At 39.6% G+C, this 18,033-nt stretch carries 16 protein-coding genes and 3 tRNA genes; all 19 read right to left on the minus strand.

From position 1 onward, the window contains the following. Positions 1 to 21: 21 nt before the first annotated feature. Complete coding sequence (gene rplJ, locus AC106S_RS17945) at positions 22 to 615, minus strand: 50S ribosomal protein L10 (RefSeq protein ID WP_062697384.1); 594 nt, start codon at positions 613 to 615, stop codon at positions 22 to 24. Between the two features lie 17 nt (positions 616 to 632). Continuing rightward, positions 633 to 1,325, minus strand: a complete 693-nt coding sequence (rplA, locus tag AC106S_RS17950; RefSeq protein ID WP_062697382.1) for a 50S ribosomal protein L1 — start codon at positions 1,323 to 1,325, stop codon at positions 633 to 635. An 11-nt stretch (positions 1,326 to 1,336) separates the two neighbouring features. Continuing rightward, entirely contained in the window at positions 1,337 to 1,780 is a 444-nt protein-coding gene (rplK, locus tag AC106S_RS17955) for a 50S ribosomal protein L11 (RefSeq protein WP_048511988.1), read from the minus strand. A 232-nt stretch (positions 1,781 to 2,012) separates the two neighbouring features. Then, on the minus strand, positions 2,013 to 3,620 hold the full coding sequence (locus AC106S_RS17960; RefSeq protein ID WP_482441065.1) for a zinc-dependent metalloprotease: 1,608 nt from the start codon (positions 3,618 to 3,620) through the stop codon (positions 2,013 to 2,015). Then, on the minus strand, positions 3,617 to 4,369 hold the full coding sequence (locus AC106S_RS17965; RefSeq protein ID WP_482441066.1) for a hypothetical protein: 753 nt from the start codon (positions 4,367 to 4,369) through the stop codon (positions 3,617 to 3,619). The genes AC106S_RS17960 and AC106S_RS17965 overlap by 4 nt, the downstream gene beginning before the upstream one ends. Before the next feature lie 269 nt (positions 4,370 to 4,638). Beyond that, on the minus strand, positions 4,639 to 5,307 hold the full coding sequence (locus AC106S_RS17970) for a hypothetical protein (RefSeq protein WP_482441067.1): 669 nt from the start codon (positions 5,305 to 5,307) through the stop codon (positions 4,639 to 4,641). A 6-nt stretch (positions 5,308 to 5,313) separates the two neighbouring features. After that, positions 5,314 to 5,961: a hypothetical protein gene (locus tag AC106S_RS17975; RefSeq protein ID WP_482441068.1), complete on the minus strand. Its 648-nt coding sequence runs from the start codon at positions 5,959 to 5,961 to the stop codon at positions 5,314 to 5,316. Between the two features lie 10 nt (positions 5,962 to 5,971). Continuing rightward, positions 5,972 to 6,586 carry a hypothetical protein gene (locus AC106S_RS17980; RefSeq protein ID WP_482441069.1) on the minus strand — a complete coding sequence of 205 codons (615 nt, stop codon included), beginning with the start codon at positions 6,584 to 6,586 and terminating at the stop codon, positions 5,972 to 5,974. Between the two features lie 518 nt (positions 6,587 to 7,104). Beyond that, positions 7,105 to 7,647: a transcription termination/antitermination protein NusG gene (gene nusG, locus AC106S_RS17985; RefSeq protein WP_002976412.1), complete on the minus strand. Its 543-nt coding sequence runs from the start codon at positions 7,645 to 7,647 to the stop codon at positions 7,105 to 7,107. A 20-nt stretch (positions 7,648 to 7,667) separates the two neighbouring features. Then, positions 7,668 to 7,874 (minus strand): preprotein translocase subunit SecE, encoded by a 207-nt coding sequence (secE, locus tag AC106S_RS17990; protein ID WP_034702507.1) that lies wholly within the window; start codon positions 7,872 to 7,874, stop codon positions 7,668 to 7,670. A gap of 12 nt (positions 7,875 to 7,886) precedes the next feature. Further along, a tRNA-Trp gene (locus AC106S_RS17995) sits at positions 7,887 to 7,957 on the minus strand. Between the two features lie 58 nt (positions 7,958 to 8,015). After that, a complete protein-coding gene (gene tuf, locus AC106S_RS18000) occupies positions 8,016 to 9,203 on the minus strand; it encodes an elongation factor Tu (RefSeq protein ID WP_309429637.1) in 1,188 nt (395 codons plus the stop codon). A gap of 257 nt (positions 9,204 to 9,460) precedes the next feature. Further along, positions 9,461 to 12,559: an efflux RND transporter permease subunit gene (locus AC106S_RS18005; protein ID WP_482441070.1), complete on the minus strand. Its 3,099-nt coding sequence runs from the start codon at positions 12,557 to 12,559 to the stop codon at positions 9,461 to 9,463. A 62-nt stretch (positions 12,560 to 12,621) separates the two neighbouring features. Then, positions 12,622 to 13,704 (minus strand): efflux RND transporter periplasmic adaptor subunit, encoded by a 1,083-nt coding sequence (locus AC106S_RS18010; RefSeq protein ID WP_482441071.1) that lies wholly within the window; start codon positions 13,702 to 13,704, stop codon positions 12,622 to 12,624. 2 nt (positions 13,705 to 13,706) lie between these two features. Then, positions 13,707 to 14,951, minus strand: coding sequence for a TolC family protein (locus AC106S_RS18015; RefSeq protein WP_482441072.1), 1,245 nt, complete (start codon positions 14,949 to 14,951; stop codon positions 13,707 to 13,709). Between the two features lie 249 nt (positions 14,952 to 15,200). Further along, positions 15,201 to 16,565 (minus strand): ATP-binding protein, encoded by a 1,365-nt coding sequence (locus AC106S_RS18020; protein ID WP_482441073.1) that lies wholly within the window; start codon positions 16,563 to 16,565, stop codon positions 15,201 to 15,203. A gap of 7 nt (positions 16,566 to 16,572) precedes the next feature. Continuing rightward, the gene (locus AC106S_RS18025) at positions 16,573 to 17,253 is read right to left on the minus strand and encodes a response regulator transcription factor (protein WP_482441074.1); all 681 of its coding nucleotides are present in this window, start codon (positions 17,251 to 17,253) and stop codon (positions 16,573 to 16,575) included. A 519-nt stretch (positions 17,254 to 17,772) separates the two neighbouring features. Further along, a tRNA-Thr gene (locus AC106S_RS18030) sits at positions 17,773 to 17,844 on the minus strand. Between the two features lie 42 nt (positions 17,845 to 17,886). Beyond that, positions 17,887 to 17,959: transfer RNA gene (locus AC106S_RS18035), tRNA-Gly, on the minus strand. Between the last annotated feature and the right edge of the window lie 74 nt (positions 17,960 to 18,033).

Here is an 18,033-nt window from a genome sequence, read left to right on the forward strand (position 1 = left end):
TATTTAATTTTTTGAGTGTAATTATTCAGCAGCCGGCGTTTCGTCAGTGCTTTCTGCAGCAGGAGCTTCAGGAGCTTCAGCAGCAGGAGTTTCTTCTACCGCAGGAGCAGCTTCTTCAGCTTTAGCTTCTACTGTTTCAGGTTTGTTCTGAAGAGCAGAAACAACTCTCTGGATTGGAGACTGAAGTAATCCGATGATTTCACCGATCATTTCTTCTCTGGACTTGATGTTAGCCAACATGTCAAGGTTATTGTCACCAACATAGAAAGTTTCCTGAACAAAAGCAGACTTAAGAGCCGGCTTCTCTTCTTTCTTTCTGAATCCCTGGATTAATTTTGCAGGAGCGTTTGCAGTCTCGGAAATCATCAATGCTGAGTTTCCTTTGAAAGACTGGAACATTTCAGAGTAATCTACTCCTTCAATTTGCTCCATTGCTTTTTGTAAAAGTGTATTTTTAACTACTTTTACTTTGATATTCTGCTTGAAAGCCTGTCTTCTGAAGTCAGAAGATTTAGCAGCGTTCAAACCTTCTAAATCTGCTACGTATACTACTTTTGCATCCTGAAGCAAATCTTTGATCTCTTGTATTGCTACAACTTTTTGGTCTTTTGTCATTGTCTTAGGATTAAATATTAGTTAACAGATTTAGTATCGATTGCAATACCCGGGCTCATTGTAGAAGACAGGTAGATACTTTTCACATAAGTTCCTTTAGCAGCAGTCGGCTTCATTTTGATCAATGTCTGGATAAGTTCCTGAGCATTTTCTTTGATCTTAGCAGCATCGAAAGATACTTTTCCGATACCGGCATGGATGATTCCATACTTGTCTACTTTGAAATCGATTTTACCCGCTTTTACCTCAGTTACTGCTTTACCGATTTCCATCGTTACAGTTCCTGATTTAGGGTTTGGCATTAAACCTCTTGGTCCTAATACTCTACCTAATGGTCCTAATTTACCCATAACAGCAGGCATTGTAACGATAACATCAACATCTGTCCAACCGTCTTTGATTTTCTGAAGGTATTCATCAAGACCCACATAGTCAGCACCAGCTTCTTTAGCTTCTGCTTCTTTATCCGGAGTTACTAAAGCTAACACTTTAACATCTTTACCGGTTCCGTGAGGAAGAGATACAACACCTCTTACCATTTGGTTTGCTTTTCTTGGATCTACCCCTAATCTTACAGCGATATCTACTGAAGCATCAAACTTTGCAGTGTTCACTTCTTTTACAAGAGCTGAACCTTCTTCAAGGTTATAGATTCTTCCTTTTTCTACTTTGCTTAAAGCTTCCTTTTGCTTTTTAGTTAATTTTGCCATTTCTTTAAGTTTTAAGCGTTAGTTGGTTTAGTTCCTGTTACTCTCAATCCCATAGATCTAGCAGTACCTGCAACCATAGAAAGAGCTGAATCCAGTGTAAAGCAGTTAAGGTCTGCCATTTTATCTTCAGCGATTTTCTTAACCTGATCCCAAGATACAGAACCTACTTTGTTTCTGTTTGGTTCACCGGAACCTCCTTTGATCTTAGCCGCATCCATCAACTGAATTGCTGCAGGTGGAGTTTTGATAACGAATTCAAAAGATTTGTCTTCGTATACTGTAATTACTACAGGTAAAACTTGCCCTGGCTTGTCTTGGGTTCTTCCGTTAAATTGCTTACAAAACTCCATGATGTTCACACCTGCAGAACCCAAAGCCGGACCTACTGGTGGAGAAGGGTTAGCTGCGCCACCTTTCACCTGAAGCTTTACCATTTTAAAGACTTTCTTAGCCATTTTAATTTTTTTTAGTTTGAATAATTAATGAGTTTGGAAGCATTTATTATTCAGCAGGTTATCCATTCTCACATTAGATAATCCTACTTTTCGGACTGCAAAATTATAAAATATTTTTGAAATAGCAAATATTAATTTGCTAAATACATGAATAAAAGTCTAATATGTATTCAAAAAAAAATTACCCCCCATTTCTGGGCGGTAATTTTTAACCGTCGATTTTGTCTGATAATTATTTTTTAATGAATTTTTCGGTGATCACTTTATTTTTTGTTCTGATCTCCAACAGGTACATTCCGGACGGAACAGCCTGTACATCTATCCTGTTCGTTGAGCCTGCATGATTTATGATCCTGTTTCCGGAAGCATTATAGACTGAAACAGAAATTATTTCTTCGTTGGTGCGGATATTAATAAAATCCCCCGTAGGATTAGGATAAATTTTAAATAAATCCGAAGCAGCCGGTTTTACTTCTCCTTTCAGTTTGGCTTCCGGTTTGATAACCTGTGTATCCGCCACATTTTTAGTCACCGGCAAAGGGGTATCATCGGCATAAACGTAAAAATATCCGTTGTCTATTTTTGTATCCGGCAAAATTAAACAGTAGCCGGTTCCTTCTACTTTTATTCCATTCCAGGAAGAATCGTTGGCCGACCTTACATCAGCACCTTCAATGACCAGGTTGCTGCCGCTTTTAACAACTACTCTGCTCTGAGGAGCCATGATCAGCTTGCAGGTTAGCTTTAACCTTGAATTATTGTCAATTTTCACGTTTGAATAATTCCTGAAATTGATGTCCCACAGCTCATCAGAATTTACATTTAAATAGGTATTTTTAAATGAGTTCTCTGTAAAATACTGTCTCACACTGGTTACCGAAGCTGTCTGAAACATCATTGAAACATCTTCAATACTCAGATAATTATGATTTCCTGCCGAATAACTCATCAGGTTTGCCCCGCAGTCGTGGTGATACAGTCCCAGGTTATGTCCCAATTCATGAACCATTGCTCTGGCTCCCATATCAGAATAGTACCACTGCTTTACAGTTTCCCAGGTAGGGCTGCCCAAAGCCGGGTTACCTACGGCAAACTGTTTCCTGTGAAGAAACCCGTTATAAATATCCGGCCACAGCTGTCTGGATTTGGCATCAAACTGATAGGTAAACGGGAACTCAGAAGCAGCCCAGCCTAGAGGTGTCTGGCTGAAATTTCCATTCTGATATTCAGTATAGATCTGTCCGTTATTGGGAAATGTAATATTAATTCCCGGAGGAATAGCTGGATCATTATCATAATAAGAATAGTAATAGGTACTTCCGGGTATTAAAATACTATTATTGTCGTAAGGGTTATTATTGGCCGGATTAAAACCTGTTACAAGAAAATCCCATGCAGGATCTACCTTCCAGATTTTGTTCACAATTACTCTTATTTTCGTATCAGAGATCTGCTGGGAAGAATTTTCACAGGTGTTGTCCGGGCTTCCCAGATTGGCAAGCCGGTAATTGATCATATCAACAAAGCTGTTAAGAAATGCAGTATGTTCCGGGTTATTCTGTTCAAAGTTACCTGTTCCGTCCGGTTTGGTAGGAAAGATAAAATTCAGTTTCACATAGATCACATCATCGGTTACCTGTGGAATATACTTTGGATTATCATGATAATGATAGGCGTAGGGTGAGGTATTACCACAATTTGTGCTGTTTTTCTGCAATTCAGCGGGAAGTTTTTTCCCGCTTACATCTATGATACAGGCTCTTGCCTGTGCCTCGGTCTGCTGTGATCTGAAGGTAGCGAATACATTGCACAGAATTAAGAAAAAGAGAAATTTTTTCATAATTTATGTTTTTCTAATTCCTCTATTTTTTTGTCCTGCTTTTCAAGCTTTTCATTCAAATCAATCAGATGCAATGTAAGTTCTTCTATTTTTTTCAGTAAAAGAACATTCATTTCCTTTAATTCAACTCCGTTTTTTACCACTTCATCGGCAGAAGGAACCTCGGGAAGGTGTTTATTCAAAGTGATAAATTTCTTCACTTCATGTAAAGGCAGCAGTTTATAACTGTCACTGAATACATAATCTGCCCAGCCATTGGCACTGGCAATTTCAACTTTAACTTTTTCTGTTTTGATTCCGTCTTTTACAAACAGTCTGTAATTATTACAGTCGGAACAGGAAGCCAGGGAAGAATTGTACGCGTTAAGTCCCATCAGGATCTTTCCGTTTTCTCTTGCTGAAAATATAGGATACTGCCAGTTGGCCGTAGATATGGTTAACAGTCCTACATCATTAGGCTGGCTGTGGACACTTTTAATCCACACCACATCTGTTCCGCTATTTTTGTTTGGAGTGTTGTCAATAATATCAATTCCGTCTCCATCTACTGTATTGATATTGAAAAACATCCGCCCGTCGGCAATTTTAAACCGTTCGGCATTATTGGTTTTAAAGACCAGATCTTTATTGTCTGTTGTTCCGATAAAGTTGGTTGCAGGGTCTGTACCTGAATTACCTGTTAGTGACCAATTCTGGGCTTTATTAAAAGCCATGCATGACAAGAATGTCAAAAGAAAAATTTTCTTCATGTTATTAATTTTTTGTTTTTAGGTTTAGTTTTTGGTTTCCCTATATAAATGTAAATAATATTTCTCTAATTAAAGACATATTTTAAGAAAATTTAATCTGCTTTCAAATTCACGGAACTTCAGCTATTCTGTTGATTGTGCTTATTTTCTCACAAACAAAAAAAGAGCACTTTTCAGTACTCTTTTTCTTTTTTATTTTGTTTCTGTATTCACTTTTTAATGAAGTTCAGGCTCCTGTTTTCGTATAATTTTCAAAATATATTTCTTTTTTAAAATCCTGAAGGCTTATCAAGCGTCTGGGCAGAACCGTCAGTTCCTCTCAGATCAGCATTTACATCACTGATATTTTGCTTTGTAATTAATCTTTTATAGGCCATCAGATAAAGATCTACCGTAAAATTATCATATGTTCTGGAAGGTGGATTGGTATTGGTGGCTATAATCCTGCTGTCTGTAAATCTCGCTTTGATATGCCATGTCCCGTTTTTTTTGAAAGCTCCAACATCCGGAGACCCCTGCATATTATCGTTAATACCGTTATTTCCATAATCCAGCATCACATTGGTAGAATTGTCATTCAGTTTGAAAGAATAGTTGTGAAGTACAACCAGAAAGTTATTGGCATCTATTTTAGTATCATAATCCGTAATCCCGTTCCCGGAAACTCCTGTAAGCGTTAGTTTAATATAATTGAATAATCCGCTGCTTTCCAATGTGGGATCGTATAACTGGAGCCCGTTTTCGGAAGTTGCCAAAAAGCTTCCTCCTGTCATGGTAGGCTCTCCGGGATTTCTTAGATATAAAGAATTGGTATATGTTTTACCGTTCACATCAAGGGTCTCCGCAGGCTGATCCGTCTTGATTCCTACTTTACCTGTCTGGGCATTCAGCAATAATCCCAGAGTCATTATTATGGTGATATAAATTTTTTTTCTCATATTTTTTTATTGAAGCCCCAGCGGGGTATTAGCAGAAACTCCTGAGTATGCCGGCGAGGCAGATGCGGAAACTGAACCATTGAAGGTTCCCCAGTCTTTAACCAGTGATTTTTCGAAAACATTCAGCGTGAATGTCCATGTTCCGTTTTGAGAAGAGACAGTTCCTGCTCCTTTAAAACTTAAATTCACGGCATGGTAATTTTTACCGTCTTTTGAGAGTTTGGTTACTTCGGTAGAATAGGCACCATAAGATTTCGGACTGGTACCGGTATTGGCAGCAGATACCGCATCGGTAAAAACAGCTCCTGTAATGGCAAGAACATATTTATCTGCATCCAGGCCTGTATTGAGGCTTACTACTTCATCCTGTTTTACATTCTTCAGAACGACCGTGTACATATTCACGGGTGCCACATTACGGAGAGAAATGTCGAGCATCTTTACTTTTCCGACCGGCGAACTGTCCTTGGAACGGGTAAGAAGCAGGTAATTTCCTCTGGCCGGAGCATTTTCCGTATCTACCAGGTAAGATTCCACCAGAGTTTCTCCTTCTACTTCCAGTGTTCCTTTAGGATTGGCTGTATTGATTCCTATCTGGGCTTTTATTGCTGATGAAATCAAAGCCATACCTAATAGCAGGGTAATTTTTTTCATGTGTTTATTTTTATTGAATTAAGGGAGCAACGGCAGCTCCCGTAGATGAAGCCTTAAGATCCTGAGTAGAGTTTACATCTTTTGCATAAGACCGGTCGAAAACCAGCAGGTTAAGCGTCCATTCCCCCGTAGGCAATGTAGAAGCCGGGGAAAATCCCTGATAATCTGCCTTAAGCTTCCATGTTCCTGCTGTGGGATAAGCATAGATCTGCGGGACAGGTGTTACCCAGTCGGTAGAAGATCTCACAGGCTGGGTAAAGCCAAATGAGGAAATCACTACAAAAAATTTCTGAGCGTTTATTCTGGTATCAAACTGGTTTACCCAGTCTTTATCTGACGGGTCGCAGGCAATCTTAAACTGGATAAGATTGATGGGAGCCGGGGAGTTCGGAACAAAGCTATCGTTATAGGCAGTAATTTTATTTTCAGGTGCCGGAGATTTAATAATGAAGGTATAGTTTTCATCTGCTCCGAGCTTTTCCATAGGTTTTTTGAAAACCATTCCTGAAGTTTTCATTGTTCCGTTTACAGTAAGTTCTTTTTCAGGTTTTGCCGTATTTATGCCAACCTGAGCGTTCATAAGCACAGCACTTACGACAAGCGCCATCGAAATAATTTTCGTCATTGGAAATGTGTGTTTATAGGTTACCTAATCTTAAGTTCTGTATTCAGTATTCCCAATTGATTTACAGATATAGGAAAGACCCTACTCCTGCAAAGCATAGTATTCAATTGTGGACATGTAAAATTGTATGGATTAGTTGGGCAATAACTTACAAGAAGCATGCCACATGAATAATAATCAAAAAATAATTATTTATTATGAATAAAATAATTAACTTAATTCAAAAACATTAAATTAAAACCAAAAATAAGACAAATAAATAAAAAAATCATCAATAACAGAAAGAGTATTCGTGCAGATTGATAATGAATCAGGATTAATATTGGAAAGCGCTCAATTCAAATGAAGCAGATATTAAGGAAATTGAAATCAGAGAGACCGTACCAGGCAGAAAGACTGTCTTTTTTGATATATTATGAAAATAAAAATGTAATGAAGGGTAATATTAAAAAGCGAAGAAAAAGGTATAAAAAAAGACCGCTTGTTCAGCAGTCTTTTATATTTTATTGTAAGTTGTATTATACTTTTTCAACTTGCATATAGCTCAGTTCCATTGGAGTCTTTCTACCGAAGATCAATACAGAAACTTCAATTTTCTTTTTATCTTCAAGGATTTTTTCAACTGTACCGTTGAATCCGTTGAAAGGCCCGTCAATTACTTTAACGTTCTCTCCTACTACATATGGAATCTCAACGTCGCTTGCAAATTCTGAAAGTTCATCCATTCTTCCAAGCATTCTGTTCACTTCAGATTTTCTCATCGGAACAGGATCTCCTCCTTTTGTTAAGCTTAAGAAAGAAATTACACCGGGAATATTTTTGATAACGTGAGGAATTTCTCCCATCAGATCAGCTTCGATCATCAGGTAACCAGGATAGTAAGGTCTTTCTTTAGGAACCTTTTTACCGTTCCTGATCTGAATAACCTTTTCCATAGGAATAACCACCTGAGTAACGTACTGTTCAAACCCTAAACGTTTGATTTCCGTCTCAATATAGTTTTTCACTTTATTTTCCTGTCCGCTGATTGCTTTCAGCACATACCATTTCAATTCGCTCATTATGGGAAAATACTTTTGTTTTAGTTGAACACGTTAATTAGCATTCCAATTATGTTGCTGATTGCTTTAGAAAACAATTCATCAACTCCAAAGGTAAATAATGCCAGGATTACAGTCGCAATAGTCACTACGATTGTAGAAGACTGAAGGTCAGCCCACTTTGGCCATTCAACTTTATGTCTGAATTCGTTATAAGAACCTTTTAAAAAATCGACAAATGAACTCATAATTTATATTTGCACGGGCACTAGGATTCGAACCCAGATCAACGGTTTTGGAGACCGGTATCCTACCATTGGACGATGCCCGTAGATTAAAAAGCTCCGTAAAGAAGTTCCTTACGGAAGCTTTTTATATTTTTAAGATAATTACTCGATGATTTCAGTAACCTGACCTGCACCAACTGTTCTACCTCCTTCTCTGATCGCGAATCTAAGACCCTCGTTAAGAGCGATTGGCTGAAGCAATTCTACAGTGATTGTTAAGTTATCACCAGGCATTACCATTTCTACACCTTCTGGTAAGAAGATCTCACCTGTAACGTCAGTAGTTCTTACGTAGAACTGAGGACGGTATTTGTTGTGGAATGGAGTGTGACGTCCACCTTCTTCTTTAGAAAGGATATAAACCTCAGCTTTGAATTTTTTGTGTGGTTTAACAGAATCTTTCTTAGCGATAACCATACCTCTCTTGATGTCAGTTTTTTCAATACCTCTCAACAATAGACCTACGTTATCACCAGCTTCACCTCTGTCTAGGATTTTTCTGAACATCTCAACCCCTGTAATTGTAGAAGTTAATTTTTCATCACCCATACCAACGATATCAACCGGATCACCAGTGTTGATAACACCAGCCTCGATTCTACCAGTTGCAACAGTACCTCTACCTGTAATAGAGAATACGTCTTCGATTGGCATCAAGAATGGCTTATCCTGATCTCTTACAGGCTGCTCGATCCAAGTATCAACTGCTTCCATTAATTCTTCAACAGTTTTCACCCACTTCTCGTCTCCGTTAAGAGCACCAAGAGCAGATCCCTGGATTACTGGAGAGTTATCTCCGTCATATTCGTAAGTAGATAATAAATCTCTAAGTTCTAGTTCAACAAGCTCTAAAAGCTCAGCATCATCCACCATATCAACCTTGTTCATGAAAACAACGATTCTTGGTACGTTTACCTGACGGCAAAGAAGGATGTGCTCTCTAGTTTGAGGCATTGGTCCATCAGTTGCAGCACATACTAAGATTGCTCCATCCATCTGAGCAGCACCAGTTACCATGTTCTTCACATAGTCGGCGTGACCTGGACAGTCAACGTGAGCGTAGTGTCTGTTTTCAGTTTCGTACTCGATGTGAGCTGTATTAATAGTGATACCTCTTTCTTTTTCTTCTGGAGCAGAGTCAATTGCAGAGAAGTCTTTTTTCTCAGCAAGACCTTTGTTAGCTAATACACTACTGATAGCAGCAGTAAGTGTAGTTTTACCATGGTCAACGTGACCAATAGTACCAATGTTCAAGTGTGGTTTGTTACGATTAAACGTTTCCTTTGCCATGATTTAAAATTATTTATTTATTGTTTTTCAAATTTTCGGTGTGCAAATATAATGAATTTTTAAATACCAAAACCTTTTTAATAAAAAAAAGTTTCAATATTCAAATCCAATGAAGTACAAACCTTATATTTCAATGTATTGAGACTGCAAATTTACATAAATTTCCGGATTGAGAAAAACTTTGTGAAACCTTTTATGAAAAAGCCTGAAATACAGAATATTTCAGGCCCAATTAAATATAATATAAATGAAAGAAACTAGATCTGCTGGGACTTTTTCGTCCTGTTGAAGATCCAGAAAATGATCGGGAAGATGAGTAAGGTAAGAACCGTTGCCGTAATAAGTCCTCCGATAATGACAATAGCCAGAGGTTTCTGGGATTCTGACCCGATACCGGTAGACAAGGCAGCCGGCATCAGGCCGATAGATGCCATAAGCGCTGTCATAATCACAGGTCTGGTTCTGGATTTTACACCACTTAGAATAGCATCATCTATGGTGAGACCGTTTTTCACATTCTGATGGAATTCTGTGATCAGGATTACCCCGTTCTGGATACAGATTCCCAAAAGCGCAATCATCCCGACTCCCGCAGAAATTCCAAAATTCATTCCTGTAACATGGAGGGCAATAATCCCACCGATCAGGGCAAAAGGCACATTCGCCAGCACCAGAAGAGAATCTTTCATGTTTCCAAACAGGATAAACAGTAAAAAGAAGATCATCAGAATGCTTACGGGTACTACCTGGGCAAGCCTGTGAGAGGCTCTCTGCTGGTTTTCAAACTGCCCTGTCCATCCGATGGAATACCCGTCCGGAAGTTCAATATTCGCTACTTTTTTCTGGGCATCGGCAATGGTACTTCCCAAATCGCGGTCGCGGATCGAGAATTTCACCCCAATATATCTTTTGATATCATCCCTGTAAATAAAGGCGGCCCCGTTATCTTTCACAATATTGCTGATCTCTTTTAACGGAATCTTCGCTCCGTCCTGCGTAGGCACCATCAGGGAAGCAATATCATTTTCATCTTTTCTGTATTCCTGGGAATAACGGAGACGGATCGGAAATTTTCTTTCGCCGTCGAACATTTCCGAAGCGGTTTTTCCTCCGAAGGCCATTTCCAGCACTGCCTGTGCATCTGCGGGCATCACTCCGTAAGCTGCCATTTTATCTCTGTCCAGAACAACGCTCACTTCCGGCTGTCCGATATTTTTAATAATCCCGGGATCTTTTACCCCTTCTACATTTTTGATCTGTGCCAGCACTTCTTCTGCCAGCTTATCCAGGGTTTCCAGATTATCTCCGTATATCTTGATTCCGTTTTCCGCTTTGAATCCGGCTACGGCTTCCGCTACGTTATCGGAGATCGGCTGTGAATAATTGAAGGTAATTCCCTGGTAATTTCTGAGTTTTTTATCGATCTCATCGATCAGTTCTTCATAGCTGATGTTGCGTTTCCATTCTTCTTTAGGTTTGAGGTTGACGGCAAACTGTACAAATCCGAATCCATTAGGATCTGTTCCGTCGTTGCTTCGCCCAGTCTGTGCCAGAACATCTGTAACTTCCGGTACACTCATAATGTCTTTTTTGAGAAGGTCTGCTGTTTTCAGTGATTCCTTCAATGATGAGCTCATGGGCATTTCCGCAGTGATCCATAGCGAACCTTCATTCAGCTGCGGCAGGAATTCTGTTCCTAAAAATTTTCCGGAGAATAATGTGACTCCAAGAAATGCAATGGCCACGATAAGGCTCATCTTTTTATGTTTAAAAGTATAGTTGAAACCTTTTAAAACAATCCGGTCCCAGAAATTCACAAACGGGTTATTCTTTTCTTTTACATTTTTATTCAATAAAATATGGGAAAGAACCGGAACCAGGGTCAGGGTGAATATTAATGCTCCCATCAGGGCAAAACCTAAAGTAAAGGCTAAAGGTGAAAACATCTTCCCTTCTACTTTCTGGAATGAGAAAATAGGAATCAGAGAGGTAATGATGATCAGCTTTGAGAAGAAAATGGCCTTTCCAAGACCGGTTCCCGTCTGTTTGATCCAGCCTCCTTTTGCGAGTTTGTTGAATTTTTCGGTTCCGTATTTATGTGCTTTATGGTCGAGCATTACAAAGAGTCCTTCTACCATGACGACGGCACCGTCTATAATGATCCCGAAATCCACGGCTCCCAGGGAAAGAAGGTTGGCACTCATTCCTGCCAGTTTTAAGCATAAAAAGGCAAACAACAGGGACAGGGGAATGATAATGGAAACGATCAGGGTTGTTCTCCAGTCGGCCATAAAGATCAGAACGATTACCGTTACCAGCACAATCCCTTCGATCAGGTTGTGCATTACGGTATGGGTGGTAAAATCCATCAGGTTATCCCTGTCGTAGAAGGTAACCATTTTTACGTCTTTCGGAAGGATCTTTTCGTTGAGTTCTTTAATTTTCGCTTTTACGCCTACCAGAACTTCTCTCGGGTTTTCCCCTTTTCTCATCACCACGATTCCTTCCACGGTATCGTCATGATTGTTCAGAGCTGCCTGTCCTACTCTCGGCATAGAGCTTTCATGAACATCCGCTACGTTCTTTACCAGAACCGGGTTACCGCTGTCGTTGTGTATGGTGATATTTCCGATATCGGATATGGATTTTACCAGACCGATTCCTCTTACCACATAAGCCTGCCCGTTCTTTTCTATAACATCTCCCCCCACATTCAGGTTGCTTTTGGTAACGGCATCATATACCTGGAGAGGGGTGAGGTTGTATTTATCGAGTGCCCGCGGGTCTATGCTTAATTCAAAAACTTTATCCTGTCCTCCGAAAACGTTGATGTCTGCCACTCCGGGAACTCCTCTTAACGCACGGTCGATGACCCAGTTCTGAAGGGTAAGCAGCTCTCTGGAATCTTTGGTTTTACTTTCCAGGGTATATCTGAAAATTTCACCGGTTGGCCCGTAGGGTGGCTGAACTTCAGGATCTACCTCATCAGGAAGGCTAATGGTTCTTAACTGGTTGTTGACCTGATTTCTGGCAAAAGTATCATCCACCCCGTCGTCAAACAGAATTTTAACGATGGAAAGCCCAAACATGGTGGTACTTCTTACGCTTGTTTTCTTCTGAACCGGGCTCATGGCCAATTCGATGGGAGTGGTGACGAAACGTTCGACTTCTTCGGCACTCCGCCCATTCCATTGGGTTATGATGACAATCTGGGTATTGGTAACATCAGGAAAAGCTTCAATGGGCATATTTTTGAAACTGATAAATCCTGATATAGCCAAAATAGCCACCCAGATAAAGGTAAATGCTTTGTTCTTTAAGGAGAAAGCAATTATATTTTTAATAAATTTATTCATGATGGATTACATTGATGACCTAAAAAAGCCGTTGAAAGAATTTTAAAACAGTGTTTAAAAAATCAGCTGTTCAGGGAACGGTAAATCAGCAGCTGGTTATTGGTGATCACTTCTTCTCCTTCGGAAAGCCCTCCTCCCACGTAGGTAACCTCCCCTACCTGCTTCAGTATTTTTATTTCCTTCACCTTAATATCCGTTCTGGATTTAAAAACTACTACAAAGCTTCTGTTGTCATCAAAGATCACGGCTTTTGAAGGAACGGTGAGTGCTGTAACGTCTTCAGAACTCGAAACTTTTATGGTTGCCTTGCTTTCCGGGATCAGTAATCCGCCGGCGTTATCCAGAACCACTCTTGCCTGCATGGCATTGGTTTCGGGATCAATGATCTTAAATATTTTATCAATTTTTCCGTCAAAAACTTTATCCGGGTAAGACAGGGTGGACACCTGGGCCTTCATTCCGAGACTGATCTTGTCTATATCGGATTCATTTACATTCATGATGGCCCATACATTAGTGGTATTGGCAACGTCAAAGATATTCTCACTCCTGTCGCTTCTCAGCTGCATATCTTTATTGATATTTTTCTGTACAATATATCCGCTGATCGGGGCTACTACACTGTAAATATTTCCTTTTTTCACGTTGTATACCGTACTTACCGCAGTAGCTCTCTGCAGTTGATCCTGTGCTTTCTGCAGAACACTTCTGGCTTCGAGCACCTCTCTTTCTGTGGTGAGTTTTCCTTCAAACATTTCCTTAGCCACCCGGAGATTATTCTGTGCAACGACCAGGTCTGTCTTTGCATCGCTTACATCTTTCTGTACTTCTGCCAGTTCCGTACTTCTGATCGTAGCCAGGACCTGTCCTTTTTTTACGTAATCGCCCAATTCCGCATTCACACTTAAGACATTTCCTCCTACCAGGGGATAAACATCAATATAACTGTTTTTGTCAGCAGAGATCTTTCCATAGAAATTATACTGATCTTCTATATTTCTCTTTTCCACTTTTGCGAGAGAGATGGAACTCAGCATGGTATTGCTCAGTTCAAAACCTTTTTTGGCCTGTGGCTTCGCTTCTTCTTTTTTCCCGCAGGATAATAAGGCTGAAGTGATCAGTACAGGGATAATATATTTTTTCATGATTAATAGAAGATTTTCGTTTGTATTAATTGATTGAGCTGCTCCGCCGACTGGATGATCTCATTTTTCATATCGTAGATCTGAAGTGCCGCCTCCCGGTAGCTGTCCATAAAATCTGTAAATTCAATAAGGTTCACATTTCCTTTTCTGAAATTTTTCATCATCCCGTCATACACCAGGTCCATATTATTAAGATCCGTTGTTTTGATCTCTGCCAGCTGATCGTATTGGGTTTTCCAGGTTTTATAGGCTGCCCGGACTTTTGTTTCGAGGTTCAGTTTCTGATAATCTGCATTTTTCTGATTCTGCTGAATAGCATAATTCGCTTTTTCAACATTTCCCTGATTGGATTTCCATAAAGGCAGCGGAATAGCCACCATCAGATTCACTTCATTTTTAAATGTTCCTCCATTCTGATCCCATCCGGCTCCCACATTCAGATCCGGAACATTCATCGATTTCTGCCATTGGGCGTACAGTTTACTGTTTTCTATTAATTTTAAATAATACTGATAGTCTGCATTATTCTCCAGGGCCTTTTTTTTAAGTTCTTCATCATCTCCAAAAGGCTGGGCGGCCAGAATATCTTTTGCTTCCGCATCGGAAATCTGAGGTTCAATATCGTCGGTAATACCTGTCAGTACTTTCAGATTCTGTTCAAATTCAAGGATGTTTTTATTGATTCCCAGCTTATCGTTGTTCAGCTGAATCACAAGGCTCTGTAATCTTACTTCGTCTTTAAGGGAAACATTACCTTTTGCAGACTGTACGCGGTAGGCGCTCAAAAGGTCATTCATATATCCTAATTGCTTATTGGTATTGTCCAGTTTAAGTTTTTCGTAGTAGAGATTGAAATAAGCGGTACGCAACTGAGCCCTTAAATCTACAAGCAATTGGGAAAACTGGAGCCGGGCCAGTTCTTTATTTGATTTTGCAAAAGCTATTTCATTTTTCTTTTTCCCACCCATATAGATGAGCTGGGTAACCTGGGCTCCTTTTGCATGACCTAAGTCGAATGCCTTTTTCCCTTCAGGATTATATGCGTTGATCTGGCCGCTGAGCTGGGGAAGTTCCCAGATCTTTGCCTGCAGAATATCTGCATCAGCCATGTTGATGTTGTACTGTTCTGCGAGAAGCTGAAGGTTGTTCTTCTGAAATGCCTCTTCACATTCCAGAAGTGACAGCTCCCGTTGCTGCCCTGCCATGAATGAGGAAATGGCAATGAGCAGTCCGGCAATCTTGTTCATTCTTTTTCTTTTAGGTAACAAAATTGCTTCTATACGATTAAAACGAACTTAAAGATGCCTTAAAAAAAAATTAAATTTCCGTTGAATACTGCTGTTTCAGCCCGTCACATCGTATTATTTTTTATCCCGGGTCATTGAATTTGTATAAAATCAATCGCCGGTTTAACAAAAATCTTTGTCCATATGATTTTTGCGGCATATATCAGACAGGAAAACGGATAAAATAAAGGTATATCATTCAGGTTCGGCTTATTTCCTGAAAATCACACTGAACTTATTGAGGTTTTGGGCAGGAGAAGAGTATAGGATTTGTGCTCCGTGGTATTCGAGAATTCTTTTAACAATACGGAGTCCCAGGCCTGAGCCTGAAATATTCTGTGAATTGTTCCCTCTCATAAAGGCTTCGAAAAGTCTGAACTGCTCCTCTTCCGGAATGGTATTTCCGTGAGAAATAACATCTACTGCAAGCTGTTCATTGGTTTCTGTGATCAGGACATCCATTTCTGCATCATCGGAATATACCGCGGCATTTTTAAACAGATTGATAAAGACAATAACGAGTAATGACTGGATTCCATTGATGGTAAGAAGGCCGTTTTCCGAAGTATCTTCAGAGATCAGAAAGTCCATTTTCAGAGTTGGATAGCTTTTCTCCACGGCCTCAAAGGCTTCAAAGATGACTTCATCGATTCTTACCTCTTCATAGATGCTCTGGATATTCTCTTTATCAAATTTAGTCAGCAGCAGTAAAGAGTTGGTGAGGTCGGACAGCTGATAAATATCGCGTTGGATCTGTTTCAGTGCGGATAAAGTCTCCGGGGAATGCTCTTCAAACTTGATCAGATTTTCCAGCTGGAAAGCCATTCTTGTGATGGGAGTACGGATCTCGTGTGATGCACTGGCTGTAAAGTCTTTCTGGGACTGAAATACATCGTCCAGTCTTCCGATCATGGTATTGAATGATTTTGCCAGTACGTTGATCTCATCATCAGACTGCCTAACAGGGATCTTCGTAGTCAGCTTATGGGCCGTTACTTCCGATATTTCCTGGTTGAGATCCTCCAGAGGCCTCAAAAATTTCCCCATAAAGTAATAACTCAGAAAACCGATCAGAAGCGTGCTCATGACATAAGCTGCAATCAAAAGATATTTCAGGAATGCGAGCTTCGATTTTCCGTTGGTATCAAAGGCACTGGTAAGTATATAATAATTTTCACCATTGATATTTCTCAGGGCTGCATACACTTCGGGAACTGTTTTCTCGGTATAGATGATTTTCTTTTCATCCAGTTCTTTAAGCAGGGCATTGTCCCAGGTGACATTCCTGTCTTTGATGGTACTGTAAATAAGTTCTTTCTGGCTGTTGAAAATTAAAATGGTTTCGTTCAGAAGAATATTATCTGAATTTTCGTTAAAAAAAACGGGTGCTTCTTCTTCAAAATCTTTAGACTTTGAAATAAAATGCGTGGTAAATTCCAGACGCTGCCGGAATCTTTCTTTGAATTCGTCTCTTCTGAAATCATTAAAGGACAGGTAAATTACCGCCATTACCATTGCAAAAAGCAGGGAAAAAGCGATGCTGAGTGTTAATGCTATCCTTCTTTTTAAAGACATTTCCTTATTATAACGGGCTTAAATAATATCCGAATCCTGACCGGGTATGAATAAGTTTAATTTTAAAATCCTTATCTATCTTTTTTCTTAAAAAATTGATATACACTTCCACGGTATTGGTATTGGTATTGAAGTTATGCTCCCATACGTGTTCCGTGATCTGCTGTTTGGAAACGGTTCTTCCCTGTGCTTCGGCCAGATAAACGAGCAGCTGAAATTCTTTCAGGGTAAGGGCAATCTCGTTTCCTGCACGGTAGACCTTCTGTTCGGTTTTATTAATGATCAGATCGTCCACCCTGATAATATCCTGATCCGTGCTGTCTGACGGTGCTTTTCTTCTCAATAACGAGTTCATTCTCAGCAAAAGTTCTTCAAACTGGAAGGGCTTTACGAGATAATCATCCGCCAGACGGGTAAAGGCGTCTTTTTTATCGGAAATATCTCCGTAAGCCGAAATAATGATGATGGGGGTATTCTTATCAAAGGAACGGATTGTCTGACAGACATCAAGTCCGTTTATTTTAGGGACATTGATATCGAGCAGATACAGATCGTAGGTATTGTTCTTGATCTGGCGGAGAAAAGTTTCACCGTCGTATATTTTATCACAGGTAAAATGATTGGATTCCAAAAATCTGCAGAGCTCTGCGGAAAGGATAAGATCGTCTTCCAGTAAAAGGATATTCATCAATATTTATTTTACACGAATTTAACTATTTTTTTATTAACCGTTAAGCTAAACAAAGATGAAAAGTAAACCGTTTTTAAGTTCAACAAAGCAGCTTCGCTTATTTTTGAAATACAAAGGTCTATTGTATTACTTTGCCAAGTTTAGAGTCTGTTTAAATTTTATTCAGGAATTTCTTATATGCTTGATTATTATATTTTCTGTTGATAAAACTCAATGAATCATGTTTGAAATTATTTTGTAATTAAAAAGATAAACGCGAAGCTGATTCTATCCTTTGCCCCTAAACCTTATAGGTTTATCAACATTCGCATTATTAAACCTATAAGGTTTTTACAATATCCGGGAAAAGTATAAAACTTTTGAATCTGGTCCACAGTTTTCCTCTTCAGATTAACCAAACTTTTTGCTTAGTCCACAACTTTTGAGACTAATCCCACAACTTTTGCGCCTGATCCCTGATACTTCATATCTGGTTTTTGGGCAAAAAAAATCCCGGAAGTATCCGGGATGATGGTGAGCCAACTACGGGACTTGAACCCGTGACCTCTTCCTTACCAAGGAAGCACTCTACCGCTGAGCTAAGTCGGCACTGAACTAAAAAAATCATACTGAGCAGCATGATTTTCTTTGAGCGGAAGACGGGGGTCGAACCCGCGACATTCAGCTTGGAAGGCTGACGCTCTACCAACTGAGCTACTTCCGCAATTTTGTTTCCAAAATTATTGGTAAACGCTGTGCAAAACTAAGTAATTTTAATTAATTCTGCAAGTTTTTTTT

It is taken from the genome of Chryseobacterium sp. FR054, assembly GCF_056844565.1.

What these genes read in the sequence shown, in the direction of transcription:
- rplK (WP_048511988.1), bottom strand. Translation starts at nt 1,780, where the DNA reads ATGGCTAAGAAAGTCTTTAAAATGGTAAAGCTTCAGGTGAAAGGTGGC.
- rplA (WP_062697382.1), bottom strand. Translation starts at nt 1,325, where the DNA reads ATGGCAAAATTAACTAAAAAGCAAAAGGAAGCTTTAAGCAAAGTAGAA.
- AC106S_RS18005 (WP_482441070.1), bottom strand. Translation starts at nt 12,559, where the DNA reads ATGAATAAATTTATTAAAAATATAATTGCTTTCTCCTTAAAGAACAAA.
- AC106S_RS17965 (WP_482441066.1), bottom strand. Translation starts at nt 4,369, where the DNA reads ATGAAGAAAATTTTTCTTTTGACATTCTTGTCATGCATGGCTTTTAAT.
- secE (WP_034702507.1), bottom strand. Translation starts at nt 7,874, where the DNA reads ATGAGTTCATTTGTCGATTTTTTAAAAGGTTCTTATAACGAATTCAGA.
- AC106S_RS17970 (WP_482441067.1), bottom strand. Translation starts at nt 5,307, where the DNA reads ATGAGAAAAAAAATTTATATCACCATAATAATGACTCTGGGATTATTG.
- AC106S_RS18010 (WP_482441071.1), bottom strand. Translation starts at nt 13,704, where the DNA reads ATGAAAAAATATATTATCCCTGTACTGATCACTTCAGCCTTATTATCC.
- AC106S_RS18020 (WP_482441073.1), bottom strand. Translation starts at nt 16,565, where the DNA reads ATGTCTTTAAAAAGAAGGATAGCATTAACACTCAGCATCGCTTTTTCC.
- rplJ (WP_062697384.1), bottom strand. Translation starts at nt 615, where the DNA reads ATGACAAAAGACCAAAAAGTTGTAGCAATACAAGAGATCAAAGATTTG.
- AC106S_RS17980 (WP_482441069.1), bottom strand. Translation starts at nt 6,586, where the DNA reads ATGACGAAAATTATTTCGATGGCGCTTGTCGTAAGTGCTGTGCTTATG.
- AC106S_RS17960 (WP_482441065.1), bottom strand. Translation starts at nt 3,620, where the DNA reads ATGAAAAAATTTCTCTTTTTCTTAATTCTGTGCAATGTATTCGCTACC.
- tuf (WP_309429637.1), bottom strand. Translation starts at nt 9,203, where the DNA reads ATGGCAAAGGAAACGTTTAATCGTAACAAACCACACTTGAACATTGGT.
- AC106S_RS18015 (WP_482441072.1), bottom strand. Translation starts at nt 14,951, where the DNA reads ATGAACAAGATTGCCGGACTGCTCATTGCCATTTCCTCATTCATGGCA.
- AC106S_RS17975 (WP_482441068.1), bottom strand. Translation starts at nt 5,961, where the DNA reads ATGAAAAAAATTACCCTGCTATTAGGTATGGCTTTGATTTCATCAGCA.
- AC106S_RS18025 (WP_482441074.1), bottom strand. Translation starts at nt 17,253, where the DNA reads ATGAATATCCTTTTACTGGAAGACGATCTTATCCTTTCCGCAGAGCTC.
- nusG (WP_002976412.1), bottom strand. Translation starts at nt 7,647, where the DNA reads ATGAGCGAATTGAAATGGTATGTGCTGAAAGCAATCAGCGGACAGGAA.